This is a genomic window from Litoreibacter sp. JB4-2 (assembly GCF_055693445.1).
Genome location: NZ_CM146334.1, coordinates 141,050 through 166,550, shown reverse-complemented (window position 1 = coordinate 166,550; position 25,501 = coordinate 141,050). Strand labels below are relative to the sequence as shown.

Sequence of the window (25,501 nt, the reverse complement as noted above, 5' to 3'; positions counted from 1 at the left end):
CTGCGGGCTACACTTTCCCCATAATCAGGCAGGCATTCGTGCCGCCAAACCCGAAGGAGTTCGACAGGACCACATTCACCTCACGCTCAACCGCTTTGTTGGCGCAGAGGTCCATCTCAGTTTCAGCGGCCGGGTTGTCCAAATTGATCGTCGGCGGGCAAATCTGGTCGCGAATGGCCAGAATGCAGAAGATCGCTTCAATCGCGCCCGCGGCCCCCAACAGGTGGCCCGTCATAGACTTGGTCGACGACATCGCTGTCCCGGCCGCGCTATCGCCCAACAGACGCTCTACTGCGCCCAACTCAATCGTATCCGCCATAGTCGATGTGCCATGCGCGTTCACGTAATCAATCGCACTCACATCAATGCCCGCGCGTTTGACCGCCGCCCGCATCGCACGTTCCGCGCCCTCATGGTCTTCAGGTGGGGCCGTGATGTGATGTGCGTCGCCCGAAAGCCCGTAGCCCAACACCTCGGCGTAAATCTTCGCGCCGCGCGCCTTGGCATGCTCGTATTCCTCCAGCACAACAACGCCCGCGCCTTCGCCCATTACGAACCCATCCCGGTCTGCGTCCCAAGGCCGGGATGCATTCTCAGGGTCATCCGCATGCGCCGTCGACAGCGCTTTGCACGCGTTGAACCCCGCGATGCCAATCTCGCAAATCGGGCTCTCCGCGCCGCCCGCGATCATCACATCCGCGTCGTCCAAAGCAATCAGCCGCGCCGCGTCGCCAATCGCATGCGCCCCGGTAGAACACGCTGTTACAACCGCATGGTTCGGCCCTTTGAAACCGTAGCGAATAGACACTTGCCCCGACACCAGATTGACCAAAGCGCCCGGAATAAAGAACGGCGACACCCGCCGTGGCCCACGTTCCTTGATCAGCACAGCTGTCTCGGCAATAGATTGCAACCCGCCAATGCCAGAGCCGATCATCACGCCGGTGCGCTCCAGCTCGCCCAGATCATCGGGCGTCCAATCCGCATCTTCCACGGCCATCTGTGCCGCGGCCATCCCGTAAAGGATAAAGTCATCAACCTTGCGCGCGTCTTTCGGCGCCATGAACGCGTCAGGGTTAAACTCGCCCGGCCCTTCGCCGCGCGGCACTTCGCAGGCGTATGGCGTGCCCAGATGGGACGCATCGAATTTTTCAATTGTCCGTGCACCGGACTTGCCCGCAAGCGCGTTTTTCCAGGTTTCCTCAACACCGCTCCCAAGCGGTGTGACCATGCCCAGACCTGTAATGACCACTCGACGCATCTTCGCCCCCTTATGCTTAACGAAGGTTCTTTATCCCGCTTCTACAAGCTCCGCTGCCCAAGGGAAAGAGAGGGCGCGCAGCTTTCTGCCAACCCGGTTTTTAGCTTGCGCCCGCGAAACCAACTTGAACAAAGCCCAAAAGGCGTTACTCATTGCCCGAATACGAATTCACGAGACCTCAGTGACCGATTTCCAAAACGCCAAATCCATCGCCCGCGCCTATATGCGCGACTTCGACAGCTGCGCGCCCGACGCCAAGCTCGACACCCTGAAATCCTATGTCACCAGCGACTATCACTGGCGCGGCCTGCACCCGTTTCACGAGCAATCCGGCGCCGAGGCCGTCATCACAACCTTCTGGGCACCCTTCGCCAACGCCTTCTCCTCCATTGAGCGGCGGGAAGAGATTTTCTTCGCCGGTCTCAATGATTGCGACGGGCAAGCCACGACCTGGACCTGCTCCATGGGCCATTTCAAAGCCCTGTTCGATGCGCCTTGGCTCGGCATCACGCCGACGCGCAAGATGGTCATGATCCGCTATGCTGAATTCCACCGCATCGAAGGTGACAAAATTGCGGAAACCGCGCTCTTCATCGACATTCTCGATGTGATTTACAAAGCCGGGCTCTGGCCGCTGCCGCCGATGACCGCCGCCGCCGGTATCTTCCCGGGCCCGCTCACCAATGATGGGCAGCTCTTTGACCCACAGCCGGTCGAAGAGGGCGAAAAAACCCTGCGCACAATCGTGGATATGGCCCAAAATATCTCCAAGGCGAATGACGTCCTGCAAGGCAAAACAGATGCAAAGCCCCTCACCCCGCAGGAAGAGCTTGATCTGAACTGGACCAAGGACATGTCCTGGTATGGGCCTGCGGGAATAGGCGCTACCTTCACCATCGACCGCTACATCGAACAGCATCAGTCGCCTTTCCGCGTCCACAACGCCGACCGCATTTTCAACGGCCATGTCGCGCGCATCGCTGAAGGCAAATATGGCGGTTTCTTCGGATGGCCCAACCTGACAATCACGCCTATCGGCGGCTTTATGGGGCTACCGGCGTCCAACAAACCGTCTGATATGCGGGTGGTCGATGTCTACCGGCGAGAGGGCGACAAACTGGCGGAGAACTGGATTTTCATCGACATGCTGCATTTCCTCAACCAACAGGGCCTCGATGTGCTCGCACGGATTGCGCAGACGCCCCGCAACTAAGCAGTCAACACGATCTTAACCTAAACTGGGCTATGCCGATGATCTGTGAAGATTATTGAGCAAGGCAGTTATGGGTGAATTGCACAGAAACATGCGAAAACGGCTGAGGGCGTTCGCCCTGATCATGGTTGCATGCATGGCGCCATCGCTGGCGCAGGCAAAATGTTCCGCCTTTCCTGTCTTGTCGAAAATTATCGACCGCGTCGAACGTTTGGATAGCATCGATACTTGGGAAGGCGTCGCGAAGGCGTCTTTTGAAATCAGTGTTTTGACCCAGAACTTCGATGAAGCGGATATTCAGACCCGGCTCACGGAACTCGGTTTGGACCGAAAGCTGCCAATGCTGATGGAATTCAAAGCAAAAAGCGCACGGCTGGCTGAAATCGCCAGCTATGACGGCCCAGATGCCCTGCGCCGCTTTATGAAAAGCAGTGAATACCAGCCGTTCTTCATGGATGCCAGCGACACGCTTGCCATGGCCTGCGATCTCGACGCCGAAGGCGAAGATCTCGGAATTCGCGACCAAAACGGTAACGGTTGAAGACAGTTTGGGGTTTAAATCCTATCTACGCACCATCGCGCCCCCTGTCGCGATTACACAAGTTATTGCCTTGGCTGCCGGTACGTTCAGCCTAGCCTGCTTCGTCTTGTGGTATCGCAGCCGCAAGGCATCCCGCGAAAGACGCATCAGCAAACGCATCGCCTGTGAAATCCCGGCCATGCTCAAGATTGATGGCAAAAATACCGCCGTGACGATTGTTGATATCAGTCAGTCAGGCGCGAATATTCATTGCAGATTGGAAATGCCCGTCGATGCCAAGATAGAACTCGATTTCGGCGGCCTACAACGCGGCGCCACCGTACGTTGGAGCAATGATCAGTTTGCAGGTCTCATGCTCCACAGGCTTATCAGCGAAGCGCAGATCAAAAAGATGATCGCGCAATCAAACGAACCTATAGAAAAACGCGCCGCCAGCTAAGGCGACGCGTTCTTCAAATTTGGTCTTTGTCAGTGCCGCTTAGCTGGCATTGTCGATGAATTTCGTCGCATCGCCGAAAGTCTGAATGCTTTCAGCGGCGTCATCTGGGATCTCAATACCGAATTCTTCTTCAAAAGCCATAACCAGCTCAACAGTGTCCAGGCTGTCCGCGCCCAGGTCGTCAATGAAAGACGCGTTTTCGACGACTTTGGCTTCGTCTACGCCCAGGTGCTCGACAACGATCTTTTTCACGCGATCTGCGGTGTCGCTCATGATGAGTATCCTCGTATTCGGGCGGGTCCTACCCGCTTAGTTGTGGCCTTGCGGCCTTAAGATGCTGCGCCCAAGTGAGCCAGCAAGACAAGCCCGCTTGTGGGACCTGAGTTGAATCTCGTGCGCCTATAGCACACCAAATGGGGAAGGCAAACGGTTCATGCAAGGGGGCTTATAGCATTGCCATGCCGCCATTCACATGCAGCGTCGTCCCCGTTACATAGGCCGCCCCCGGGCTTGCAAGATAGAGCACGCCCGACGCAATTTCCGCCGGATCACCCATTCGACCAGCAGGGATTTGCCCCAAAATTCCCGTCTTCTGATCATCAGTCAGCTTGTCGGTCATGGCGGTCGCGATAAATCCCGGCGCGACGCAATTCACTGTGATACCCCGGCTCGCCACCTCATAGGCCAGCGACTTGGACATGCCGACCATCCCCGCTTTCGAGGCCGCATAATTGCCCTGCCCTGGATTGCCCGTCGCGCCAACGACGGAAGAGATGTTGATGATCCGCCCCCAGCGCGCTTTCATCATCCCGCGCAGCACGCCTTTGCACAGCCGAAATGTAGAGACCAAATTGACGTCGATCACTGATTGAAACTCGTCATCCGACATGCGCATGAAAATATTGTCGCGCGTAATCCCGGCGTTGTTGACCAAGATATCAACCGACCCCATCGCTTCAACGGCCGATTTCGGCAAAGCCGTCACTGCCTCTGCATCGCTCAGATTGCACGGCAACACATGGGCGCGATCCCCCAACTCGGCAGCCAATGCCTCAAGCGGATCAACCCGTGTGCCCGACAGCCCAACGGTCGCGCCAGCCGCATGCAAGGTTTTGGCAATCTCGCCACCAATCCCGCCCGACGCGCCCGTCACGAGCGCATTTTTACCAGTCAAATCAAACATATTCGTTCCTTTTCTTAAGCGCTCAACGCTGCAGCAGCAGACACCACATCATCCGGCCCCGACACAGCACTCGTGCCAATGTCGCGATTTATGCGCCGGATCATGCCCGACAACGCCTTGCCTGCGCCGATCTCCCAAATCTCCGTCACGCCCTGCGCGGCCATCCATTCGACCGAGCTCATCCAGCGCACCTGCCCCGTTACCTGCTTGACCAGAAGGTCGCGGATCACGGCTGGATCGCTCACGGCTTCGGCCACCACGTTGGCGACAACAGGCGCGGATGGCGCCCGCATCTCAACACCGGCCAGAGCCTCCGCCATCACATCTGCCGCAGGCCCCATCAACGCGCAATGGAATGGAGCCGAGACCGGCAACATGATCGCCCGTTTTGCGCCGGCCTCTTTTGCCAAATCCACCGCGCGTTCAACCGCCGCCTTGCTGCCCGACAACACGTTTTGCGACGGATCATTCTGGTTAGCCACTTGGCACACGTCACCTAGCGCCGCGTCCTCAGCCACTCGGCTGGCTGCGTCAAAATCAAGGCCCAACACCGCAGCCATCGCGCCCTCACCCACCGGCACTGCCGCCTGCATCGCTTCCCCGCGCTTGCGCAACAACCGCGCCGCATCGGTGATCGAAAATGTGCCCGCCGCGGCCAAAGCCGAATATTCACCCAGTGAATGCCCTGCCACGAAACTCGCTACAGCCATCTCAACGCCTTCGGCCTGCAAAGCCGCCACCGCGGCCAGCGACGTCGCCATCAAAGCTGGTTGCGCATTTTGTGTAAGCGTCAAAGCGTCAAGATCATCGCCCCAGATCAACGCAGACAGCTTTTCGTCCAAAGCGTCGTCCACTTCGTCAAAAACCGCTTGTGCCGCCGGGTAGGTCTGCGCCAAATCGCGCCCCATTCCCAACGCCTGTGCCCCTTGTCCCGGAAATACGAATGCGCGCATGCCCATGCCCCTCTCGTCTTGTTGTTTTCATAGCCTTAGCCTTTGCCGCGTTAACCGACAAGCGCGCTGCGCACAGAAGCTGTGCCAATAATGGGATTTGTACGCGGTTATTTCTGTGTTTACCCTCTCCCAAACCCAGACGGAGCCCCGTGCAATGCGCAGCAATTCCACCACGACATATGGCAGTGTGACCAAGACCTTTCACTGGCTCATTGCCGCATTGATCCTTACGGCCATCCCCTTGGGCGTCGTTGCCAATCAGATGGCCGACGCAAACACCCTGAAACCTCTGCTGTTCTCCGCGCATAAAACCATCGGGCTCGCAATTTTCTTCACCGCAATCGCGCGCATTCTGTGGGCAGTGACCCAGCCCAAGCCTGGCGCCTTAAACGCCGACAAGAAGCTCGAAACCTACCTCGCGCATCTCGTCCACTGGCTGCTTTACGCCTCGCTCATCGTTATTCCATTGTCAGGCTGGATCCATCACGCAGCAACAACCGGCTTTGCACCGATTTGGTGGCCTTTCGGGCAATCACTGCCCTTTGTTCCGGTCGATGACGGTTTGGCGCATACCGCCGCCGCACTGCATATCATCTTTGAACGCGTTTTACTGGTGTCCTTTCTGCTCCATTTCGCAGGCGCCTTGAAACACCACTTCATCGACAAAGACGACACGTTGCGCCGCATGCTCCCCGGCATGTCAGAACCCACAACGCCCGCACCAAAGACTCAGCACCGCTCTGCCCCAATCGCCGCCCTCGCAGTCTACGCCGTGGCACTTGGTATCGGCGGCAGCCTGGGCCTGTTCGCCCATGACCGGGTTGAAGCCGAAGCTCTGGCACAGGTTCAAAGCGACTGGACCGTCCAGGACGGCACCCTGTCCATTTCTGTCAAACAGTTGGGCAGCGATGTCACGGGAAGCTTTGCCGACTGGACCGCCGCTATCCAGTTCGATGAAACCGCAAATGCTGACGGCACGCATGGCGCGGTAGAGGTCGTCGTCTCTATCCCGTCGCTCACATTGGGTTCAGTCACAGACCAAGCAATGGGCACTGATTTCTTCAATGCCGAAGCCCATCCGACTGCAACATTCCAAGCCGATATCCTCAAAGTTGACGCGGGCTATGAGGCGCGCGGCACCCTCTCCCTCAAAGAACACACCGTGCCGTTGGCGCTGCCATTTACGCTCGATATCACCGATGGTTTTGCCACGATGTCAGGCGCTACCACGCTCAACCGGATGGATTTCGGCATCGGCGCAGGCACCCAGCCAGACGATGGCTCGCTCGGTTTTGATGTGCAGCTCGACGTGGAGTTGACGGCGCAACGCAGCTAGGTCAGCGCGCTCATCCACTCCAGCGTGTCCCCGGTCTTGCCCGATGGTTTATACTCTGCGCCAAGCGGTGCTGCGTAGCCCATCTCCGCCAAATGCGCAAAGATATGCGCGTAATTCACCTCGCCCCCATCAGGCTCACCCCGCGCGGGAACAGAGGCGAACTGAACATGCCCAATAATGTCCGCGTGAAGGCTCAACCGGCGGGTCAAATCACCCTCCATGATTTGCAGGTGGTAGCAATCAAACATCAGCTTTAGATTTGACCGCCCAACTTCATCAATAATTTCAGAAGCTTGCGCGCTGGTCTTCAGGAAATAGCCCAGCGCGTCATGATGGTTCAATGGCTCGATCAGGATCACCCGATCTGGCACCGCATCGCAGGCATAGCGCAGGTTTTCGACGAAGACCGCATGTGCATCAGCGCCCTCAGCAAACCCCGCCATCACATGGATCGCGCGCGCGCCCGTTTCAGCCGCATAAGCAACCGCCTGATCAATCGATGCACGCGCCTCCGCTTGGCGGCCCGCCAAAGCGCATAGACCGTTTTCACCGTCTGCGCCGCGCACCGTATTGATTCCTAAAAGCGGCAGTCCTGTTTCATCCAAGGCGGCCGTCACATCCGCCGCAAGCGTCGCGTAGGGCCAATGCATTTCAACCGCCGCAAAGCCCGCGCGTTTGGCCGCGCGAATGGCGTCCGGCAAAGACAGCTCTGTCCACAGAAACCCCAGATTGGCCGAAAACTCAGTCATCCCACTCTACCCCAAATTTGCGCACCAAGCCTTGCACCTGCGCCTCGTTCAGCAGGTTCGGCCCCATGCCACGTGTCATCAATGTCAGCTTGGCCGTTTCTTCCAGCTCTTCCATCGCGTAGCACGCCGCTTCAATGTCCTTGCCCGCCACGACAGGCCCGTGATGCGCCAAAACCACCGCCGACCGTTTGCCAGCCAAGCTGCGTACCGCCTCCCCCATCGCCGGGTCGCCCGGCATGAAATAGGGCAGCAACGCCACCTTCCCCAGCTTCATAACGCCGTAAGCCGTGATCGGCGGCAGCATGTTGTCCGGGTCCGTGTCTGGCAAGGTCGACAAGGCGACGGAATGGCACGAATGCAAATGCACTACGGCACCGGTTGGCCGCGTGTCGTAAAACGCGCTGTGCAGGGAAACCTCTTTGGTCGGCGCGTCGCCCGAGACATGCCGCCCGTCCTCAAGCACCGACAAACGCCCTGGGTCGAGCCTGCCAAAGCAGCTGCCCGTCGGCGTCACCAGCAACCGCCCATCATCAAGCCGCGCAGAAATATTGCCTGAAGAGCCCCCTGTCAGCCCTCGATCAAACATCGATTTCGCCAGCAGACAAATTTGCTCGCGCAGTTTGGTTTCTTGCGTCATGTGGCCTCTAGAAGGGACAATGCGTCGGTGAAAAAGCTTTCCGCGCCAAAGTTGCCTGATTTAAGCGTCAACGCAATCTCTTGCCCGGCGGAGCGCGTAAATGTCCACGGCACGCCCGGCGCGATCTCGCGCCCGACAGACAGGCTATCGACATCAAGCGCCTTCGTCACAGCGCCCGAACTTTCGCCGCCCGCCACCACAAACCGGCGGGCGCCTGCGTCACGCGCTGCGACGGCGCAGGCCGCCAATGCGTCTTCGACAATCTCGCCGGCGCGCTCACGCCCCAATGTCTCTTGCGCCGCACGCACATCCTCGGGCTCAGCCGTTGCATAGATGATCTTAGCGCTCGCGGCCGGTTGCGCCGCAAGCCAGTCCAACGCCGCTTTGGGTCCGCTTTCCGCCAACTCAATCGGATCCAGCCGAAACCCTTCAGCATGCGTAAGATACGCCGCCACCTGCGCGCGGGTCATGGCGGAACAGCTCCCCGACAAGACAATTGCACCGCCCTCAGGCACCTCATGATCGCCCGCGTCCACACCTGTCTCAAGCAATCCCTGGGCCCTGTAAAGCGCAGGCAACGGCATCGCGACCGCGCTGCCCCCCGTCATCAACACCATGTCTTGGCAGGCCTCCGCGATCACATGCAAATCGCTGTCGGACACCGCGTCGACGACAACATGCGACACGCCTTCCCCGATCAGCTGATCCAAACGCGCGCGCAACGCCTGTGCGCCGCGCTCGACAACAAGGCGGTTTGCCAAGCCAACCGCGCCGGTCACCTGAGGGGCCAACAACCGCATCAGGTTGCTGTCACGCATCGGCGTAAGCGGGTGGTCATTCATCGGCGACTCGGCCAAAGGCTGGGTGCCCACAAACAAGTTGCCCATGAAAATCGACCGACCGTTTTCGGGAAAAGCCGGGCAATAAATCGTCTGGGCCACGCCCAGCGCGCCCATCAACGCCTCAGACACCGGGCCAATATTTCCCTCCGCGGTCGAGATCAAAGGTCGAGCAGTATTTCCAGAAAAACCGCGACGCACCCGCCGCGCGCAACCACTCTAGGGCGGCCAGTGTTTCTGACACGGCATCTTCGACGGGCGCAGTGCGCGATTTCAAGGCGATAACTTCGAACTCTGCGGTGTCACGCGGCGGCTCGGACGGCACACCAATGCGTAAATTGACGCGCGCGCCGGACCGCGCCAGCAAGCCAGCCAAGTCAGTGGCTCCCGTAAAATCATCCGCGATGCAGCCCATAAGTGTCATTTTCGTCCGCCCGATCCGTTTATTGAGATATTAATGTATACATTAATCGCGCCACTTGGCAGCAGCGCTCGCCAAAGGTCAAGGGAGCAATACACGAAAAAACCCGCCATGGGCGGTTGCCATAGCGGGTTTGGGAGTTTTTTCAGGAAGTCCGTGTATCAGGACCCAGCGCTCGCCGCCTCGACCGAGATCATGACCTTAACTTCGTCACTTACCGCGGGCGCAAATGCACCCAATCCAAAGTCAGAGCGCAGCACAGTCGTTGTCGCGTCGAACCCTAGCCACGGTTTGTTGGCCATCGGGTTGTTGTCGGCCTTGTTCAAAACGGCGTCCAAAACCACTGGCTTGGTGATGTCGTTCATCGACAGGTCGCCGGTAATCTTGGCCGTCGCCTCCCCAGTCACTTCGATGCTGGTAGATGTGAACGTGACCAGATCGCTGTCATCAGCGCCGAAAAAGTCGGGCGACATGAAATGGCCGTCGCGCTGCTCCCACCCTGTGAACATAGATTTCACCGGCATCGAGACACTCACGCTGGATGCAGCAGGATCATCTTCATCAAACATGATTTCGCCTTCAAAGCCTGAGAACATGCCGTAAGTTGTTGAGAAACCGAGGTGATTGTAGCTGAACACTATTTGGCTATGGCTAGCGTCGAGCGTGTATTTTTCAGCATCGGCAAAAATCGGGGTCGAGAACACCATAAGCGACGTGGCAAGCAAGATGGACTTCATGGCAGGTACCTTTCGGGCGGATTAAAATCTCGGCCAGAAAACGCTACCGACGTCCGCCGCTGCAATTCACTTTTTTCAACAGAATTTGTGCTTATCTGCCGCCGGTTTCGTGCCTGGCGATCAGCAAAGACTTGCGCAACCATGCAAGGCTGCTATACGGGCCGCTCTTCCGCAAAACTTTTCAATTGCGGTGCCCCTCGTGACCGGGGCGCGGAAGTCTCACTGCCCGGTCTTTGAAGCACGCACGTAAAAACTGGAGAACGCACATGCCAATGTATGAGCACGTGTTTATCTCGCGCCAAGATCTCAGCAACACACAAGCTGAAGGTCTGATCGAACATTTCGGCGCCGTCCTCGCGGACAATGGCGGCAAGATGATCGAGCACGAGTATTGGGGCCTCAAAACGATGGCCTACAAGATCAACAAAAACCGCAAGGGCCACTACGCCTTTATCCGTTCCGACGCACCGGCACCCGCCGTGCAGGAAATGGAACGCCTGATGCGCCTGCATGACGATGTCATGCGTGTTCTGACCATCAAGGTCGACGAGCACGAAGAAGGTCCCTCGGTTCAGATGCAGAAGCGCGACGAGCGCGAACGCCGTCCCCGCCCGTAAAATTCGACTTTAAGAACAGGAGATAAACCATGGCTGCAAAACCATTTTTCCGTCGTCGTAAGTCGGACCCGTTTGAGGGCGATAACGCTCCCAAAATCGACTACAAAGACACTCGCACCCTGCAACGCTACATCTCTGAGCGTGGCAAGATCGTGCCTTCGCGTATCACCGCGGTCGGCGCCAAGAACCAACGTGCTTTGGCACGCGCTATCAAACGCGCCCGGTTCCTGGCCCTGCTGCCTTACGCCGTTAAGTAAGGAGAACTGACATGCAAGTTATCCTTATGGAACGCGTCGCCAAGCTCGGCCAAATGGGCGATGTGGTAGACGTCAAACCCGGCTTCGCCCGCAACTTCTTGTTGCCGCAAGGAAAGGCAATGAACGCAACGGACGCCAACAAGGCACAGTTCGAAGCGCAGAAAGCCCAGCTTGAAGCACGCAACCTGGAGACCAAAAAAGAAGCTGAGGCTCTCGCCGACAAGCTGAACGGTCAACAGTTCATCGTGATTCGTCAGGCCTCTGACGCAGGTGCTTTGTACGGCTCCGTCACCACACGTGACGCGTCCGATGCAGCAACTGCGGAAGGCTTTACCGTGGATCGCGGTCAGGTCGCACTTGAGCGTCCGATCAAATACCTTGGTCTGCACGATGTGACTGTATCGCTGCACCCAGAGGTCGACGCGACTTTCACTTTGAACGTCGCCCGCTCCACCGAGGAAGCGGAACTGCAAGCCTCCGGCAAATCCATCCAGGAATTGGCCGCCGAGGAAGAAGCAGAAGCGGAATTCGAAATCGCCGAACTGTTCGACGATATCGGCTCCGCCGCGTCTGAGGATGAAGACCTGGCTGAAGCCGTCGCAGAAGAAGCTCCGGCTGAAGACGGCGACGACAGCTAAGCTGATCGAACATCCCAAAGAATTAAGGCCGCGCCATTTGGTGCGGCCTTTTTCATGTCACAGATTGTTCATGTCACCGACTAGCAGCGCAGATGGTGCTTAAAGCAGGCCTACATCCTGTCGCAACCGCATCATAACCGGTTCAAGCTCGGACACGTCGCCCGACAGAACCTTGCTGACCCGATCTCTTTGCCAAACCACGTCAATCCGCCCCATGTCCCAGCCATTTGTCTGTGCGTGCATGTCGGCGGTTGGCAAATGATCGATCATCCGGATGTCAGAAATCTCTTCAAACCGGATCGATTGCCGTGACGTCTCAACCCCGCGCCAGCTTAAGCTGACAAGATGCAGCGCGCGGTTGCGCTTATCGACGCAAAGCTCTGGCGCGCGGCGCAAAGCAGCGACGCTCCAAAAGCAACCTGTGGCAATAAGGTAAAGACCTATGGCGCGTATACAGACAGCAAAAACGGTACCCGGTGCGGCCAAAACAGCAGGTTCAATCGCCAGCCCTAGCCCCAACCCCAGCATTGCCAAAGAAACGCCCAGCTTGAGCACCCGCGCGCCAAACCCCTCAGCCAAATGGCACGGGTAAAGCGCGTAGCCTTCGCGCGTTGGGCGTTTTTCCAAAGACCGCGGGTCATCGCCCGATCCGCTTTCAAAACCAATTTCGACCAAAGCCACTTCGACACCCCTAAGTTTTCCCAAGTCTTGGGGAAATTACCGCCTGAATAAGGCGGAACTGCAGCGGCACCGCGCCGAATTGGCGGCATATCACACCAAAAAAGGCCGCCCCCAAGGGACGGCCTTCAATCAGTTTAAGACGTTGGTGCGGCTTACGCGGCGTCGTCTTCCAAAGCCTCAACGGCTTTTTCCAGATCGGCCTTTTTGACCTTTTTGTCTTTGATTTCAGCCAGCTCGAACACGTAATCGACGACCTTGTCTTCAAAGATCGGCGCACGCATTTGCTGCTGCATCTGAGCATTTTTCTGAACGAATTCGAAGAACTGGCGCTCCTGGCCCGGGTATTGGCGCGCCTGATTCATAATCGCTTGCGTCATCTCGGCGTCGGTCACCTCGATCTCGTTCTTCTGACCCAGCTCGGCCAGCAGAAGGCCCAAACGCACGCGACGCTCGGCCAAAGACTTGTGCTCGTCAGTCGGCTCAACCTCTGGGTGGTCATGGCCTTCGACCTCAGGGTTTTCTTCGTGCCACAGCTGATGCGCGATCTGGCCTGCTTCCGCATCGACCAGCGAAGGCGGCAGCTCAAACTTGACCATCTTGTCCAGCTCATCGAGCAGCTTGCGCTTCATGATCGCGCGTGAGGCACCAGTATATTCCGCTTCCAGACGCTCTTCGACCTGACCGGTCAGCGCTTTCAGGTCTTCGGCGCCGAATTGTTTGGCCAGCTCGTCATTCAGCTCAGCCGCCTTTGGCTCTTTGACCGCTTTGATCTTGCACTCAAACACCGCCGCTTTGCCTTTCAGGTTTTCGGCCTGATAGTCTTCGGGGAAGTCTACCTTCACTTCAACATCCTCGCCGGCTTTCGCGCCAACAAGCTGTGCTTCAAAGCCCGGGATGAAGGAGTTCGAGCCCAACACCAGCGGATAGTCTTCCGCAGCACCGCCTTCAAACGCTTCACCGTCAACCTTGCCCAAGAAGTCGATCACAACCTGATCGCCGTCTTTCGCTTTGGAGCCCTTCTTGCGGTCTTCAAAGTTCTGAGCGGTCTCAGCAATGTTCGACAACGCTTCGTCCACATCCTTTTTCTCAGCTTTCACGACCATGCGCTCAAGCTTGATCTTGGACATGTCCACCTCAGGGATTTCGGGCAGGTTCTCGTAAGAAACATTCACCTTCACATCGTCGCCGGGCTTCCAATCTTCGCCGTCCATCTTCATTTCAGGCTGCATCGCTGGACGGTCGCCGCTGTCTTCAAAGTGCTTCGCCATCGCGCCATCAATGGTTTCCTGCAAGGCTTCGCCCATGACACGGTCGCCAAACTGCTTTTTCAAAAGCGCCAAGGGCACCTTGCCCTTGCGAAAGCCCTTCATCTCAACGTCGGGCTGGGCTTCGATCAGCTTCTCATTGACCTTCTCTTCCAGCTCAGCCGCGGCGATGTCGATGCTGTAGCCGCGCTTCAGGCCTTCGTTCAGGGTCTCGGTGACCTTCATGTGTTCGTCCTTTATATACGTCTGGTGCGGGTGAAGGGACTTGAACCCCCACGCCTTGCGGCGCCAGAACCTAAATCTGGTGCGTCTACCAATTCCGCCACACCCGCAAAAACCTAATTCAGCCGCAAGTGCACCTGCGGCTGAGTTCGGGTGTCTCTAGCAAAGGTCATTCCTAGATGCGAGTGCTAATTCATCAAAAAAGGTATGGTTTTTATGGCCTCACGCGCCCTCGGCCTCGAAATCATCCCATGTTTGCCCGCAAAGCGGCACACGCCCGCCTGATTTGCGCCTCAATTGGTTAACAAGCTCATCAAATCGTTACATTTTTGAACCGGAGAGAAGTCATGTCTACAAACACACTTCAAACTCTGGGTGGGGGACGCACGATGACACCAACAGGAATGGGATTGCTTGCGGGCTGTAAAATCCTAACCATCGAAGGCTACACAGCCATCACAGACCTAAAGCCCGGCGCGCGGATCGTGACACGCAGCGGTTTGCGCCGCTTGCGCCATCTGCGCAAAACCACTCGAAATTTTCGCGCGATCTCTGTCGCATGCGGATCACTTGGCTACACGCGCCCGGCGCGCGACCTGCATATCGCCCCTGACCAGGAAGTCATGGTCCGTGATTGGCGTGCAGAAATTCTCTTTGGCCGCGATGCGGTAATCTTGCCGATCAAGCGCCTGCTGGATGGCAAATTCATTTCCGAACAATCGACCGCTCAAGACCACACCGTCTATGAGCTAGAGTTTGACGCCGAAGAGGTGTTCTACGCCGACGGGGTCGAAATCCTCTCGAAATTACCTGTGGCTGCAATCGACGAGCTTGATCTCTCGGAAGCTGCCTAAACACGCGAGGCCCGTCGCGGCGGCGGCGGGCTTTCCCTTTCCCTCGACCCCTCGAAGTCGAACCTTAGCCCTCTGCTCTGCAGGGGGCTTTTTTATGCCGCGCACTGACATGAGTGCGTTCAAAACCGCGAAAAATGCCTGCGATTCAATTTCGCATAAAAATAAACCACATTGCCTATTTTTTAATCATTATTGAATTTTGTGCCATCAGACCCGCCCTACACCTCCGGCGATCTGATTGTACCCCGCTGGCAGAAATGATCTCACGCAGATGACATCAGTATTCGGGAGAGATCTGAGAATGAAGAAGATCGAAGCGATCATCAAGCCGTTCAAGCTCGATGAAGTGAAGGAAGCCTTGCAGGAGCTTGGCGTTCAAGGCTTGAGCGTCACAGAGGTCAAAGGTTTCGGGCGCCAAAAAGGTCATACCGAACTCTATCGCGGCGCAGAGTATGTCGTAGATTTTCTTCCAAAAGTGAAGATCGAGGTCGCCTTGGCTGACGACCTTGTGGACGGCGCGCTCGAAGCAATCATCGGCGCCGCTAAGACCGACAAGATTGGTGACGGCAAGATTTTCGTCTCCCCGATTGAGCAAGCCATTCGCATCCGCACCGGGGAAACCGGTGAGGACGCATTGTAAACCACCACACCATCAAACAGAGAGGATCAGGTCACATGAGCGCCAAAGATATGCTTAAGACCATGAAGGATGAAGCCGTTGAATACGTGGACATCCGCTTCACCGACCCGCGCGGCAAGCTGCAGCACGTCACAGTTATGGCCGATCAGGTCGACGAAGACTTCTTGGAAGAAGGCTTCATGTTTGACGGCTCCTCCATTGCTGGTTGGAAGTCCATCGATCAATCCGACATGAAGCTGATGCCAGACCCGTCATCCGCCTATGTCGATCCGTTCTACGCTGAAAAAACGCTTTGCGTACACTGCACAGTGGTTGAGCCCGACACCGGTGAAAGCTACGACCGCGACCCGCGCGGCACAGCCGAACGCGCCGAAGCCTACCTGAAGTCTTCCGGCATCGGCGATGTGTCCTACTTTGGCCCAGAGGCCGAATTCTTCCTGTTTGACGATGTCCGATTCTCGGTCGAAATGAACAAAGTCTCCTATGAGGTCGACGCGCAGGATGCTTCCTGGAACAGCGACGCCGAATATGAGATGGGCAATATGGGCCATCGTCCCGGCATCAAGGGCGGCTACTTCCCAGTGAACCCAACCGATGCGGCACAAGACCTGCGTTCGGAAATGCTGTCCACGATGAAAAACATCGGCATGAAGGTCGACAAGCACCACCACGAAGTGGCGTCTTGCCAGCACGAGCTGGGCCTGATCTTTGGCTCGCTGACCCATCAGGCAGATGAGCTGCAAAAGTACAAGTATGTGATCCACAACGTGGCCCACGCTTACGGCAAATCCGCCACTTTCATGCCCAAGCCCATCGCGGGCGACAACGGCACCGGCATGCACGTAAACATGTCGATCTGGAAAGACGGCAAGCCGCTCTTTGCAGGCGACAAATACGCTGACCTGTCACAGGAAGCGCTGTATTTCATCGGCGGCATCCTGAAGCACGCCAAAGCGTTGAACGCGATCACCAACCCATCGACCAACAGCTACAAGCGCCTGATCCCAGGCTTTGAAGCTCCCGTGCTGCGCGCCTATTCGGCCCGCAACCGGTCAGGCTGCGTCCGTATCCCATGGGCAGAATCGCCAAAGGCAAAACGCGTAGAGGCCCGCTTCCCCGATCCGGCTGCGAACCCCTACCTGTGCTTCGCAGCCCTGCTGATGGCTGGCCTCGACGGCATCAAGAACAAGATCGATCCGGGCCCATCTTCCGACAAAGACCTCTACGACCTGCCACCAGAAGAACTGGCAGAGATCCCAACGGTCTGCGGCAGCTTGCGCGAAGCGCTCGAAGCTCTGGAAGCCGATCACGAGTTCCTGACCGCCGGCGACGTCTTCACCAAAGACCAGCTGGAAGGCTATATGGAGCTGAAATGGGAAGAAGTGTACGCCTATGAGCACACACCTCACCCAATGGAATACAAGATGTATTACAGCTGCTAAGCGGCCCTAAAATTTCTAGAAAAGGCGTCCGGTTCCGGGCGCCTTTTTTGTATCAGGGCTCCCTATCTCCGGCGCTAATTTCAAGCCTCAGCGGAAGCCGCTCCCGGCACAGCCTCTTCTGTTGCGGGCAGTTTAGCGGGTGGGGTGGCCGGTTTCGCGATTGGCAGTGCATCCAACTGACCTGCGGGTTTGACGGTAGGATTGGCCGTGGGTTTGCCCCCGGTTTTCATCTCAGTCACCATAACGGCGCGGGCGCCATTCAGCTGGCCCAACCGCCCGTTGGCAATGCGCCTGCCGTCACAATCGCTGATCGTGACCTGGGTCAACGTTTTTGCGGGCAGGTTGATAAGCCCCCCGGCGCAAGCGCCAAAAGCTCAGACGCAGAGACCTGACAGCCTGTCATACGGGCGTCGAGTTCGGCCTCGCATTCCGCCAAAATACGCAGCATCTGCGGGTTCGGCTGTGCCGGTGCGCGCGCCGCTTTCGATGTCTCGCTTACCGGGACCCATATTTCGAACAAGCCCGTTTTGATGCCCGGCCCCATATCCATCTGCGCCGACAAGATGTCGTATGCGCCTTCGCCCAATGACAAACGCAAGGCTGCGCGGTCCTGCTCGGGGCCCAACACGCCAAGCCCCGCCATCATCCCCGGCGCTTTTCCCATCGCGTTAAGGCATTCGCGCACAAACCCTTCGCTCAGCCCCGCGTCGATCGCCGTTACTGGTCGGTCCAGTCGCGGCGTCGGCAGAACCTTGTCCAGCATCTGCAATTCGATCAGGCCGTCGATCAATGCGCCGTCCAGCACGAACAAGGCACGCCGCCCGCCAGAGCCTTCCAGCAGGAAGGGCAACATCACCCGGTCCATTTCTTTCAACGCTTCGGGTGCACGCCTTTGCCGCGCTTCAGGCAGCACCACATCAATGTCGAGGTCAAACACACCCTTGCACACATCGCGCAAAATCTGGTCGGCATTGTCGCGCCACCACGCCAAAGCCACCCCAACGGCCATCGGCCTCGGGCGGATTTTCTTTCGGATAATGTCGCTGCTACTGCTCAACGAAAGCCCATTTGTTCAGTGGCTTGATACCCGTCTATAGCGTTAATTTGGTTAAAGTTTGGTTAGGCCGCACGGGTCAGTTTCGCCCGTGGAAGGCTCACCCGGAAGGCGCCGCCACCCTGCCCGGGCAAGTAAATGATCTTGCCGCCAAGGCGCGCCATGATCTCGCGGCAAATCGCAAGGCCAAGCCCCGCGCTGCCCGCTGAAGCCTGATCCGTAAGCCGCGAAAACTTCTCAAAAATAATGGATTGCTGCGCCAGCGAAACCCCACTGCCATTATCGATGAAATCAATGTCGATCTGCTCGGGCCCCTCAGACATGACAATGCGTAATTTCGGCGCTTCGGCGTCGCAATATTTCTGCGCGTTGGTCACAAGATTGATGAACACCTGGCTCAGCCGATCCGTATCCGTCGTCAGCACAACCGACGCCGCGTCCCCTTCCATCGAAATGGCCAATGCGTCGGTCCCTGCGGACGCCACCGCGCGCTCCAGCAGCGTGCCAAGTGCGGCGCTTTGTGTGTTCAAAACCACCTGCCCTGATTCCAAAACGCTCAGGTCCAGCAGATCGTCCAAAAGCCGGGTGAGCCGTAGGCTTTCATCATGGATAATGCGCGAATAGCGCGCGCGGTCGGCAGGCGACATACCCCCTTCCATCAGGAATTCCGAGAATGAGCGGATCGACGTCATCGGCGTCCGCAACTCATGGCTGACCTGGCTGAGAAACGCGTCTTTTTGAATGGACAGCGCCGTCAGCTTCTCATTGGCATCACGCAGTTGGCGCGCGGTTTGTTCCAGTTCTTGCGACTTGGCCTCAAGCTGGTTGGAATATTCCAGCATTTGCGCCGACTCGTCGGCCACGGCCAGCAAATCCTCCACCGAAACCGATGCGTTCCCATCAATCTGGCGCACCATCGCATGCGCGGTCGCAGCCCCCACCGACCCCGCCAGCTCACGTTCAAGCCTCGCTACAAATTCCGGTGTGGGCTCCGGAAGATATCCCGACTTACCCTGTTCCGCAGCGGCGGTCTGAAACAGCTCCTGTGCCTCGCCAGCCCCCAAAAGCCGCTGTGCCATGACCAGCAGATCCTCGGTATCCGCGATCCCGCGCACCAGTCCTTGGCCCGGCTCACTGCGGCTAAACACATTGACGAAGGCCGCGCCCTGCAACCGTTCAATTGGACTTGGGAACGTCACGAGCGAGACCAAGATAAAGGCGCCGCCATTCAGCGCCATCGACCACACGATTGAGTGCACCAGCGGGTCTAGGCCCGACAGACCGAACATGGCTTGTGGGCGCAACAACCCTGCCCCGAACAGGCCCGCCTCCATTACGCCCTCGCCCAGCATCCCGATGGCCGGCAGGAACAACGTGTAGCACCAGATCACAAATCCCAGCGAGATGCCCACAAGCGCCCCTTTGCGCGTGCCGCCGCGCCAGAAGATCGCGCCCAGCAGCGCTGGTACAACCTGCGCCACACCCGCAAAGCTGACCAGCCCGATGGATGACAAGGCCGCGGTGCCGCCCGTGATACGGAAATAGGTGTACCCCAACGCCAGGATCGCCGCGATTGACAGGCGCCGCGACAAGATCATCACGTTGCGCACATCGCCCGACATCGTGGCGCGTGGGCCTTGCAGGGTCAGCCAAAGCGGTAGCACAATGTGGTTCGACACCATGGTCGACAGCGCAATTGCCGCGACGATCACCATGGAGGTCGCCGACGAAAAACCCCCAAGAAACGCCAGCATCGCCAGCCCGTTCTGGTCCAGCGCCAGAGGGATCGACAGCACAAATAGATCGGGGTTGCTACCTTCCGGCAGCAGCGCCAGCCCGACAACGGCAATCGGCAGCACGAACAGGCTGATCAGCATCAGGTAAAGCGGGAAGGCCCAGGCCGCCATCTGCAGGTGCCGCTCGTCGGCATTTTCAACCACCAACACATGGAACATGCGCGGCAGGCAGATGATGGCCGCGGCTGACAGGAAGGTCATGCCAACCCAGCGCCCGGCATTGGGCTGCCAGTCGGCGACCGGGCTGGCCTCAATCATCAGCAACATGTCGGCAGGCCCGCCCGACACGCCCCAAACGACGAAAACCCCAAGCGCCAGCAACGCCACCAGCTTGACAACCGCCTCAATCGCAATGGCGGTCACGACCCCGTGGTGACGCTCATTGGTATCGAGGTTTCGGGTGCCAAACAGGATCGTGAAAATGGCCAGCCCCGCCGCAACCCACAGCGCCGTCGCGTTCAGGTCAACCTCGCCGCCCGGCGGTACAAAGGCCGCAAAGCTCAGCGTCACCGATTGCAATTGCAGCGCGATATAGGGCGTGGTGCCGGTCACAGCCAAACAGGTCACAATGATCGCCAGGGCGGAGGATTTGCCGTAGCGCGACGAAATCAGGTCAGCAATTGACGTGAGCCGCTCCGCCCGGCCAATCCGCACCAACCGGCGCAACAAGACCCAGAACCCCAGAAACACCAGTGTCGGGCCCAAATAGATCGTCAGATATTCCAACCCCGACCGAGCCGCATTGCCGACCGCGCCATAAAAGGTCCAGGCCGTGCAATAAACACTAAGCGACAGCGTGTAGGTCCAGGGCGAGCGCAACCAGCGTGACGGCCCGCGCCGCGCCGCGCGGTCGGCAAAAAACGCGACCGCAAACAAGATCACAACATAAAGAAGCGAGACGACGACAAGGGCGTTGAACGTGACCATCGCTCACTCGGGGCTGTCAGATGATTTCGACACTTGCCGCACCAAAACAGCACAAATCCCGATCAGCGCAGCCCAAGCGATGAAGAAGTAGATCAGCCGGGTCGCCGTGGACCCCGGCCCGCCGGCCAACAGCAAGGCCGGCGATAGAAACAGGATCATGCCAAGAACCGGCAGCACGCGCAGCGCATCAGACAGGCGGCGGCGGCGATAGAGGCTGCCCTCCAAAAACTCGGTCCGGCGCTTGGCGCGGTCCGGGCTGTCGCTCATGAGGCGTCCTTGATGGGCTGGCGCCCTTCGGCCAGGTCACGCACCGCTTGCAACATATCGGCGTTTGAAAACGGCTTGGTCATGAAATGGCTGACCCCATAACCCGCCGCCAGGTCGCGGTCCTTCTTCTGGCCCCGCGCGGTCAGCATCAGCACCGGCAGGTCCGCCGGGGCCGCGCCCTGGCGCAATTCGCGCAAAATGTCAAAGCCGCTGCGCCCGGGCAGCATCACGTCGAGCACAACCACGTCGGGCTGCGCGGCGACGACAGCCTCCACGGCGCCCACGCCTTCGCCATGCAGCCGCACGGTCCAGCCGTCGCGCTCCAGCAAAAAGCTGATCGCCTCAACAATGTTGGGCTCGTCTTCGATCAACAAAACTGACTTCCCCAAATGCCTCTCCTCCCCGAAAGTGGCACGCTGCGCGCATAGTAAGCCTTATCCGGCGCGCAGTGTCAAAAAACATGTCGTGAAACATAGGGTCAAGTTGTGCACCCACTGTCTAGGTAAGGAATCTGCGCTATTGCTCAGCTCCCCAATACGGATGGTTCGCGCCGCGCGGCGCAGGACGCGCGGGGGCAGACGCGGCAGCTTGCCCCTAAAGGTAGCGCGCGGCCCGTGTCATCTGGCGCTGAGACCAGCAACATGGTCGCGCGCACCACTGGCGGTGTGTCGAAATCGGCGGCCTCTTTTGCCGTGGCAAGCGCATATGCGGTGAACCTTACACCTTCCGTGCCTTCGACGCTTTGGCGGGTTGGTGTGCCGGGGCTGCGCAAGGCCGAAAACAGTGGCCAAAGCGGGCAAGCCGCGCCCGCACGCGGCAAGGCAAACCCGGCAGGTGGCTTGCGCAGCAAGATGGCGCCCGCCGCGTCGCAACTGACCAACCCGATCTCGGGCGTGTCGGGCCCGCGCGGCAAGGTCGCCAGACGCCGAAACACCTGACCCAGCCGTGCATCAAATCGCTGCGCCAATAGCAACGGGTCAAACGCAAGCTCGAACGCCGCCTGCGCAAAATCCGCATAGGGCAGCGCCTCCGCGTCGCCCATGTAGCGCTGCAAGGCCACCCGGCCCAGCGCCGCTGCGGCCTCCGACGCAAACTCAGCTGCACCTTCTAATAGCTCCTCAATCACACCGGCATCGCCCGCCTCAAGCTCCGCGATATGGTAGCCGCGGCGTTCAAAAAAACCTGCGACGGCATCAATCGGCGTCATAAACCCGGCTTCTTGCCGCGTCAGCTGGTCAAAATGCGCGGCCATATCGGCGGAGGCTTCCGCCAGCTTGCGGCTTTCATTGTCGATATTGGTGTGAAACCGTGCCCGCCACTCGGCGTTGATGTCAGGCGTCTCCACCAGGATGGAGGAGGTCGCCCGGATCGCGGCCACCCCGCCCAAAACCTCATGCATCTTTTCCGACAGCACCGGGTCATGGGTCAGCCGATCATTGAGACCGCGCAAGGTCTGCTCAAGGCCAACGATGCGGTGATGCTGCGCGCTCAGCTGCCCGGCCCAGACAGGGAACCGCTCGACCAATTCCTCTAGCCCCGTGTCACCCTCGCCAATCTCATCGGCAATCGCATGCAGCTCTTGCATCAGCTCAGCGTCGGCCCCTTCGCTCAGAACCACTGGTTCCACACCCAAAGCACGGGCGAGCCGGACCAAAAGCGCGCCGCCTATCTTGCGCTTGTTATGCTCGATCAGGTTCAGGTAGCTCGGAGAAATATCCGCCGCCTGCGCAAGATCGGCCTGTTTCAGCCCGGCCCGCAGCCGTCTGTCGCGGATCCGTGCGCCCGTCAGAGCGGTGAGCGTGGCTTGCGTCATCGCAAAACTCCCAGTGTTTTCCGTCGCCAACACGGCGTTTAGTAAATTAATTTACACTTTCTGCGCCTGCAAAGTCTATTACTTTACAAAATTATTATTATTGACCAAGGCTTTGTTGCAAATCTTGTCAAAAGCGCTCGATAAATGCGCATCCCGATAACAATCCGGGGCGGGGGCGCCTTAATGGGGGCGTGATCCCAATATCACCTAGGGAGGATATTCATGTCCAAAACTAACTTCACCCGTCGTGGGCTGCTGAAGACATCTGCTGTTGCAGGTGGCGCACTCGCAGCACCGACATTTTTTAGCAAGTCATGGGCCGATGGCCACGCTGGTTATTTGAATGCACCGCAAGGCAGCTCTGTTACGCTGGGCTTTAACGTCCCACAATCGGGCCCCTACGCGGATGAGGGCGCAGACGAGCTGCGCGCCTATGAGCTGGCTGTTGAGCACCTGAACGGTGGCGGCGACGGCGGCATGATGAACACGTTCTCGTCGAAAGCCCTGTCGGGCAGCGGCATCCTCGGCAAAAAAGTCGAGTATGTCACAGGCGATACACAGACAAAGCCAGACGCAGCGCGCGCCTCGGCCAAGTCGATGATCGAAAAAGATGGCGCAATCATGATCACTGGTGGTTCGTCCTCTGGTGTGGCTGTTGCTGTGCAGGCTCTCTGCCAAGAGGCCGGCATCATCTTCATGGCGGGTCTGACCCACTCCAACGACACCACCGGTAAGGACAAGAAGGCGAACGGCTTCCGTCACTTCTTCAACTCCTACATGTCCGGTGCGGCGCTCGCGCCGATCTTGGGTGACAACTACGGTAAAGACCGTAAAGCCTATCACCTGACAGCCGACTATAACTGGGGCTACACAACTGAGGAAGCCGTACGGACGTCCACAGAAGCCATGGGCTGGGAAACTGTTGCAGCTGTGAAAACACCGCTGACACAAACAGACTTCTCCTCCTACATCGCGCCAGTTCTGCAATCCGGCGCCGACGTTCTGGTTCTGAACCACTACGGCGGTAACATGGTGAACTCGCTGACCAACGCGGTTCAGTTCGGCCTGCGTGACAAATCCGTCAACGGCAAGAACTTCGAAATCATCGTGCCGCTTTACTCTCGCCTGATGGCGAAAGGTGCGGGTGCCAACGTTAAGGGCATCTACGGCTCGACAAACTGGCACTGGTCGCTCAGCGACGCTGGTTCGCAAGCTTTCGTCAAGTCGTTCGGCACCAAATACGGCTTCCCACCATCCCAGGCGGCGCATACCTGCTACGTGCAGACTATGCTCTATGCGGATGCGGCGGAACGTGCCGGCTCGTTCAACCCTTGCGCGATCGCAGAAGCTCTCGAAGGCTTCGAATTCGACGGCATGGGCAACGGTCCAACACTCTACCGTGCCGAAGACCACCAGTGCTTCAAAGACGTGCTGGTTGTGAAGGGTAAAGAAAACCCAGACAACGAATTCGACCTTCTCGAGATCGTTGAGGTTACACCTGCAGCTCAGGTCACCTATGACGCCTCCATCTTTGGCGGCGAGCTGGGCACCTGTAACCCAGGCGCTTAAGCCTATCTGGGGCGGGCTGGTCCACGGATCGCCCGCCCCAACCTAAAGACATTTCCAATTCTTTCGCACCCCGGCCAGCCGGCTGGGTGGCGCGTGGCATCCAGCCGAGGTGGGGACTATGGACGCAATCATTCTTCAAATTCTGAACGGGCTCGACAAAGGCTCCGCCTATGCGCTGATCGCGCTGGGGCTGACGCTGATCTTCGGCACGCTGGGCGTGGTGAACTTCGCGCATGGCGCCCTGTTCATGATCGGCGCGTTCTGCGCCGTTACCCTGCAGCGCATCTTGACGCTGAGCCACACGGTCATCGACGAGACCAAAACCGATTTTCTGGGCAACCCGGCCAAGATCGAGGTGCCCTACATATACGGCTGGTTCGGCGAGACGACCGGCGCCGCCCTCATCGACTGGGCCGTGCCGCTGGCCATCCTCTTTGCCATCCCGGTGATGATCATCGTGGGCATGGTGATGGAACGCGGCCTGATCAAGCACTTCTACAAGCGCCCCCACGCGGACCAAATTCTGGTGACGTTCGGTCTGGCCATCGTGCTGCAGGAAATCATCAAGGCCTATTACGGCGCCAACCCGATCCCTGCCCCGGCCCCTGAGGTCTTTAAAGGCAGCTACGATTTCGGCGCGCTGCTGGGCTTTGAGGCAAACCAGATCATCTACCCCTACTGGCGGCTGGTCTATTTCGCCTTCGCCGCGGTGGTTATCGCAGCCGTCTTCGCCTTCTTGCAATTCACCACATTCGGCATGGTGGTGCGGGCTGGTATGGCGGACCGCGAAACCGTGGGCCTGCTGGGCATCGACATCGACAAGCGCTTCACCATCATGTTTGGGCTGGCGGCCTCGGTCGCGGGGCTGGCGGGGGTCATGTACACCCCCATCAACGCGCCCAATTATCACATGGGCATGGACTTCCTCGTGATCTCCTTCGTGGTGGTCGTGGTCGGCGGCATGGGCTCCCTGCCCGGCGCCGTGCTTGCGGGCTTCGTGCTTGGCATCCTGGAAAGCTTCGCCTCCATGCGTGAGGTGATCGAGTTCCTGCCCGGCATCAACCAGGTCGTCATCTACCTGGCTGCTATTATTATTCTATTGACCCGTCCCCGTGGCCTGCTTGGCCGCAAGGGCGTGATGGAGGACTGA

Annotated in this window: 27 protein-coding genes, 1 tRNA gene and 1 pseudogene; 12 read left to right on the top strand and 17 right to left on the bottom strand. The window is 58.4% G+C overall.

The genetic code is table 11. The features are described from left to right. Nucleotides 1–7: 7 nt before the first annotated feature. Complete coding sequence (gene fabF / locus ACZ1G7_RS00880) at nt 8–1,261, bottom strand: beta-ketoacyl-ACP synthase II (RefSeq protein ID WP_472661530.1); 1,254 nt, start codon at nt 1,259–1,261, stop codon at nt 8–10. Between the two features lie 181 nt (nt 1,262–1,442). Here fabF and ACZ1G7_RS00875 point away from each other — a divergent pair, with 181 nt between their 5' ends. The 3 genes from ACZ1G7_RS00875 (at nt 1,443) to ACZ1G7_RS00865 (ending at nt 3,454) form a co-directional block, all read left to right on the top strand. Then, a complete protein-coding gene (locus tag ACZ1G7_RS00875; RefSeq protein ID WP_472661528.1) occupies nt 1,443–2,474 on the top strand; it encodes an ester cyclase in 1,032 nt (343 codons plus the stop codon). 136 nt (nt 2,475–2,610) lie between these two features. Continuing rightward, nucleotides 2,611–3,015 (top strand): hypothetical protein, encoded by a 405-nt coding sequence (locus ACZ1G7_RS00870; protein WP_472661526.1) that lies wholly within the window; start codon nt 2,611–2,613, stop codon nt 3,013–3,015. 7 nt (nt 3,016–3,022) lie between these two features. Further along, nucleotides 3,023–3,454, top strand: a complete 432-nt coding sequence (locus ACZ1G7_RS00865; RefSeq protein WP_472661524.1) for a PilZ domain-containing protein — start codon at nt 3,023–3,025, stop codon at nt 3,452–3,454. A gap of 39 nt (nt 3,455–3,493) precedes the next feature. Here ACZ1G7_RS00865 and ACZ1G7_RS00860 read toward each other — a convergent pair whose 3' ends face one another. The 3 genes from ACZ1G7_RS00860 to fabD all read right to left on the bottom strand — a co-directional run bounded on the left by ACZ1G7_RS00860 (nt 3,494) and on the right by fabD (nt 5,590). After that, a complete protein-coding gene (locus tag ACZ1G7_RS00860) occupies nt 3,494–3,727 on the bottom strand; it encodes an acyl carrier protein (RefSeq protein WP_472661522.1) in 234 nt (77 codons plus the stop codon). A 172-nt stretch (nt 3,728–3,899) separates the two neighbouring features. Further along, on the bottom strand, nt 3,900–4,637 hold the full coding sequence (gene fabG / locus ACZ1G7_RS00855) for a 3-oxoacyl-[acyl-carrier-protein] reductase (RefSeq protein WP_472661520.1): 738 nt from the start codon (nt 4,635–4,637) through the stop codon (nt 3,900–3,902). A gap of 14 nt (nt 4,638–4,651) precedes the next feature. Further along, a complete protein-coding gene (gene fabD, locus ACZ1G7_RS00850; protein ID WP_472661518.1) occupies nt 4,652–5,590 on the bottom strand; it encodes an ACP S-malonyltransferase in 939 nt (312 codons plus the stop codon). 154 nt (nt 5,591–5,744) lie between these two features. On the opposite strand from fabD, the gene ACZ1G7_RS00845 reads away from it, so the two are divergent. Further along, entirely contained in the window at nt 5,745–6,926 is a 1,182-nt protein-coding gene (locus ACZ1G7_RS00845; RefSeq protein ID WP_472661516.1) for a cytochrome b/b6 domain-containing protein, read from the top strand. On the opposite strand, the gene ACZ1G7_RS00840 is transcribed toward ACZ1G7_RS00845, so the two are convergent. The 4 genes and pseudogenes from ACZ1G7_RS00840 to ACZ1G7_RS00825 all read right to left on the bottom strand — a co-directional run bounded on the left by ACZ1G7_RS00840 (nt 6,923) and on the right by ACZ1G7_RS00825 (nt 10,309). Beyond that, nucleotides 6,923–7,675 carry a hydroxypyruvate isomerase family protein gene (locus ACZ1G7_RS00840; protein WP_472661514.1) on the bottom strand — a complete coding sequence of 251 codons (753 nt, stop codon included), beginning with the start codon at nt 7,673–7,675 and terminating at the stop codon, nt 6,923–6,925. The two genes, ACZ1G7_RS00845 and ACZ1G7_RS00840, sit on opposite strands and share 4 nt — an antisense overlap. Next, complete coding sequence (gene otnC, locus ACZ1G7_RS00835; RefSeq protein WP_472661512.1) at nt 7,668–8,312, bottom strand: 3-oxo-tetronate 4-phosphate decarboxylase; 645 nt, start codon at nt 8,310–8,312, stop codon at nt 7,668–7,670. Before otnC ends, ACZ1G7_RS00840 begins: the two co-directional genes overlap by 8 nt. After that, nucleotides 8,309–9,575: pseudogene (gene otnK / locus ACZ1G7_RS00830) on the bottom strand (3-oxo-tetronate kinase). Before otnK ends, otnC begins: the two are co-directional and overlap by 4 nt. 158 nt (nt 9,576–9,733) lie before the next feature. After that, complete coding sequence (locus ACZ1G7_RS00825) at nt 9,734–10,309, bottom strand: YceI family protein (protein ID WP_472661510.1); 576 nt, start codon at nt 10,307–10,309, stop codon at nt 9,734–9,736. 266 nt (nt 10,310–10,575) lie between these two features. Between ACZ1G7_RS00825 and rpsF the strand changes: the two genes are divergently transcribed. The 3 genes from rpsF to rplI are packed head-to-tail and all read left to right on the top strand — an operon-like array spanning nt 10,576 to nt 11,821. After that, a complete protein-coding gene (gene rpsF / locus ACZ1G7_RS00820) occupies nt 10,576–10,926 on the top strand; it encodes a 30S ribosomal protein S6 (RefSeq protein ID WP_472661509.1) in 351 nt (116 codons plus the stop codon). 29 nt (nt 10,927–10,955) lie between these two features. After that, on the top strand, nt 10,956–11,183 hold the full coding sequence (gene rpsR / locus ACZ1G7_RS00815) for a 30S ribosomal protein S18 (protein WP_085865547.1): 228 nt from the start codon (nt 10,956–10,958) through the stop codon (nt 11,181–11,183). Nucleotides 11,184–11,194: 11 nt separating this feature from the next. Next, nucleotides 11,195–11,821 carry a 50S ribosomal protein L9 gene (rplI, locus tag ACZ1G7_RS00810; RefSeq protein ID WP_472661507.1) on the top strand — a complete coding sequence of 209 codons (627 nt, stop codon included), beginning with the start codon at nt 11,195–11,197 and terminating at the stop codon, nt 11,819–11,821. 99 nt (nt 11,822–11,920) lie between these two features. Here the strand turns inward: rplI and ACZ1G7_RS00805 are convergent, their stop codons facing one another. The 3 genes from ACZ1G7_RS00805 to ACZ1G7_RS00795 all read right to left on the bottom strand — a co-directional run bounded on the left by ACZ1G7_RS00805 (nt 11,921) and on the right by ACZ1G7_RS00795 (nt 14,099). Further along, entirely contained in the window at nt 11,921–12,502 is a 582-nt protein-coding gene (locus ACZ1G7_RS00805; RefSeq protein WP_472661505.1) for a hypothetical protein, read from the bottom strand. A 152-nt stretch (nt 12,503–12,654) separates the two neighbouring features. After that, the gene (tig, locus tag ACZ1G7_RS00800; RefSeq protein ID WP_472661504.1) at nt 12,655–13,992 is read right to left on the bottom strand and encodes a trigger factor; all 1,338 of its coding nucleotides are present in this window, start codon (nt 13,990–13,992) and stop codon (nt 12,655–12,657) included. A 22-nt stretch (nt 13,993–14,014) separates the two neighbouring features. Then, nucleotides 14,015–14,099, bottom strand: a tRNA-Leu gene (locus tag ACZ1G7_RS00795). 279 nt (nt 14,100–14,378) lie between these two features. On the opposite strand from ACZ1G7_RS00795, the gene ACZ1G7_RS00790 reads away from it, so the two are divergent. The 3 genes from ACZ1G7_RS00790 (at nt 14,379) to glnA (ending at nt 16,925) form a co-directional block, all read left to right on the top strand. After that, nucleotides 14,379–14,843 carry a Hint domain-containing protein gene (locus ACZ1G7_RS00790; protein ID WP_472661502.1) on the top strand — a complete coding sequence of 155 codons (465 nt, stop codon included), beginning with the start codon at nt 14,379–14,381 and terminating at the stop codon, nt 14,841–14,843. A 301-nt stretch (nt 14,844–15,144) separates the two neighbouring features. Continuing rightward, nucleotides 15,145–15,483, top strand: coding sequence for a P-II family nitrogen regulator (locus tag ACZ1G7_RS00785; protein WP_472661500.1), 339 nt, complete (start codon nt 15,145–15,147; stop codon nt 15,481–15,483). A 35-nt stretch (nt 15,484–15,518) separates the two neighbouring features. Further along, entirely contained in the window at nt 15,519–16,925 is a 1,407-nt protein-coding gene (glnA, locus tag ACZ1G7_RS00780; protein ID WP_472661498.1) for a type I glutamate--ammonia ligase, read from the top strand. Between the two features lie 80 nt (nt 16,926–17,005). Here the strand turns inward: glnA and ACZ1G7_RS00775 are convergent, their stop codons facing one another. The 6 genes from ACZ1G7_RS00775 to ACZ1G7_RS00750 all read right to left on the bottom strand — a co-directional run bounded on the left by ACZ1G7_RS00775 (nt 17,006) and on the right by ACZ1G7_RS00750 (nt 22,782). Then, nucleotides 17,006–17,251, bottom strand: a complete 246-nt coding sequence (locus ACZ1G7_RS00775; RefSeq protein ID WP_472661496.1) for a hypothetical protein — start codon at nt 17,249–17,251, stop codon at nt 17,006–17,008. Further along, complete coding sequence (locus ACZ1G7_RS00770; protein WP_472661494.1) at nt 17,248–17,982, bottom strand: hypothetical protein; 735 nt, start codon at nt 17,980–17,982, stop codon at nt 17,248–17,250. Before ACZ1G7_RS00770 ends, ACZ1G7_RS00775 begins: the two co-directional genes overlap by 4 nt. Nucleotides 17,983–18,044: 62 nt before the next feature. Further along, nucleotides 18,045–20,702 carry an ATP-binding protein gene (locus ACZ1G7_RS00765; protein WP_472661492.1) on the bottom strand — a complete coding sequence of 886 codons (2,658 nt, stop codon included), beginning with the start codon at nt 20,700–20,702 and terminating at the stop codon, nt 18,045–18,047. A gap of 3 nt (nt 20,703–20,705) precedes the next feature. Beyond that, a complete protein-coding gene (locus ACZ1G7_RS00760) occupies nt 20,706–20,969 on the bottom strand; it encodes a hypothetical protein (protein ID WP_472661490.1) in 264 nt (87 codons plus the stop codon). Continuing rightward, a complete protein-coding gene (locus tag ACZ1G7_RS00755; RefSeq protein ID WP_472661488.1) occupies nt 20,966–21,358 on the bottom strand; it encodes a response regulator transcription factor in 393 nt (130 codons plus the stop codon). The genes ACZ1G7_RS00760 and ACZ1G7_RS00755 overlap by 4 nt, the downstream gene beginning before the upstream one ends. A 134-nt stretch (nt 21,359–21,492) precedes the next feature. Further along, nucleotides 21,493–22,782: a short-chain fatty acyl-CoA regulator family protein gene (locus tag ACZ1G7_RS00750; RefSeq protein ID WP_472661487.1), complete on the bottom strand. Its 1,290-nt coding sequence runs from the start codon at nt 22,780–22,782 to the stop codon at nt 21,493–21,495. 222 nt (nt 22,783–23,004) lie between these two features. Here ACZ1G7_RS00750 and ACZ1G7_RS00745 point away from each other — a divergent pair, with 222 nt between their 5' ends. Further along, entirely contained in the window at nt 23,005–24,351 is a 1,347-nt protein-coding gene (locus ACZ1G7_RS00745; RefSeq protein WP_472661485.1) for a substrate-binding protein, read from the top strand. Between the two features lie 118 nt (nt 24,352–24,469). Continuing rightward, nucleotides 24,470–25,501: a branched-chain amino acid ABC transporter permease gene (locus ACZ1G7_RS00740; RefSeq protein ID WP_472661483.1), complete on the top strand. Its 1,032-nt coding sequence runs from the start codon at nt 24,470–24,472 to the stop codon at nt 25,499–25,501.

What these genes read in the sequence shown, in the direction of transcription:
- fabF (WP_472661530.1), bottom strand. Translation starts at nt 1,261, where the DNA reads ATGCGTCGAGTGGTCATTACAGGTCTGGGCATGGTCACACCGCTTGGG.
- ACZ1G7_RS00870 (WP_472661526.1), top strand. Translation starts at nt 2,611, where the DNA reads ATGGCGCCATCGCTGGCGCAGGCAAAATGTTCCGCCTTTCCTGTCTTG.
- ACZ1G7_RS00860 (WP_472661522.1), bottom strand. Translation starts at nt 3,727, where the DNA reads ATGAGCGACACCGCAGATCGCGTGAAAAAGATCGTTGTCGAGCACCTG.
- fabG (WP_472661520.1), bottom strand. Translation starts at nt 4,637, where the DNA reads ATGTTTGATTTGACTGGTAAAAATGCGCTCGTGACGGGCGCGTCGGGC.
- fabD (WP_472661518.1), bottom strand. Translation starts at nt 5,590, where the DNA reads ATGCGCGCATTCGTATTTCCGGGACAAGGGGCACAGGCGTTGGGAATG.
- ACZ1G7_RS00845 (WP_472661516.1), top strand. Translation starts at nt 5,745, where the DNA reads ATGCGCAGCAATTCCACCACGACATATGGCAGTGTGACCAAGACCTTT.
- ACZ1G7_RS00840 (WP_472661514.1), bottom strand. Translation starts at nt 7,675, where the DNA reads ATGACTGAGTTTTCGGCCAATCTGGGGTTTCTGTGGACAGAGCTGTCT.
- otnC (WP_472661512.1), bottom strand. Translation starts at nt 8,312, where the DNA reads ATGACGCAAGAAACCAAACTGCGCGAGCAAATTTGTCTGCTGGCGAAA.
- ACZ1G7_RS00825 (WP_472661510.1), bottom strand. Translation starts at nt 10,309, where the DNA reads ATGAAGTCCATCTTGCTTGCCACGTCGCTTATGGTGTTCTCGACCCCG.
- rpsF (WP_472661509.1), top strand. Translation starts at nt 10,576, where the DNA reads ATGCCAATGTATGAGCACGTGTTTATCTCGCGCCAAGATCTCAGCAAC.
- rpsR (WP_085865547.1), top strand. Translation starts at nt 10,956, where the DNA reads ATGGCTGCAAAACCATTTTTCCGTCGTCGTAAGTCGGACCCGTTTGAG.
- rplI (WP_472661507.1), top strand. Translation starts at nt 11,195, where the DNA reads ATGCAAGTTATCCTTATGGAACGCGTCGCCAAGCTCGGCCAAATGGGC.
- tig (WP_472661504.1), bottom strand. Translation starts at nt 13,992, where the DNA reads ATGAAGGTCACCGAGACCCTGAACGAAGGCCTGAAGCGCGGCTACAGC.
- ACZ1G7_RS00790 (WP_472661502.1), top strand. Translation starts at nt 14,379, where the DNA reads ATGACACCAACAGGAATGGGATTGCTTGCGGGCTGTAAAATCCTAACC.
- ACZ1G7_RS00785 (WP_472661500.1), top strand. Translation starts at nt 15,145, where the DNA reads ATGAAGAAGATCGAAGCGATCATCAAGCCGTTCAAGCTCGATGAAGTG.
- glnA (WP_472661498.1), top strand. Translation starts at nt 15,519, where the DNA reads ATGAGCGCCAAAGATATGCTTAAGACCATGAAGGATGAAGCCGTTGAA.
- ACZ1G7_RS00765 (WP_472661492.1), bottom strand. Translation starts at nt 20,702, where the DNA reads ATGGTCACGTTCAACGCCCTTGTCGTCGTCTCGCTTCTTTATGTTGTG.
- ACZ1G7_RS00760 (WP_472661490.1), bottom strand. Translation starts at nt 20,969, where the DNA reads ATGAGCGACAGCCCGGACCGCGCCAAGCGCCGGACCGAGTTTTTGGAG.
- ACZ1G7_RS00750 (WP_472661487.1), bottom strand. Translation starts at nt 22,782, where the DNA reads ATGACGCAAGCCACGCTCACCGCTCTGACGGGCGCACGGATCCGCGAC.
- ACZ1G7_RS00745 (WP_472661485.1), top strand. Translation starts at nt 23,005, where the DNA reads ATGTCCAAAACTAACTTCACCCGTCGTGGGCTGCTGAAGACATCTGCT.
- ACZ1G7_RS00740 (WP_472661483.1), top strand. Translation starts at nt 24,470, where the DNA reads ATGGACGCAATCATTCTTCAAATTCTGAACGGGCTCGACAAAGGCTCC.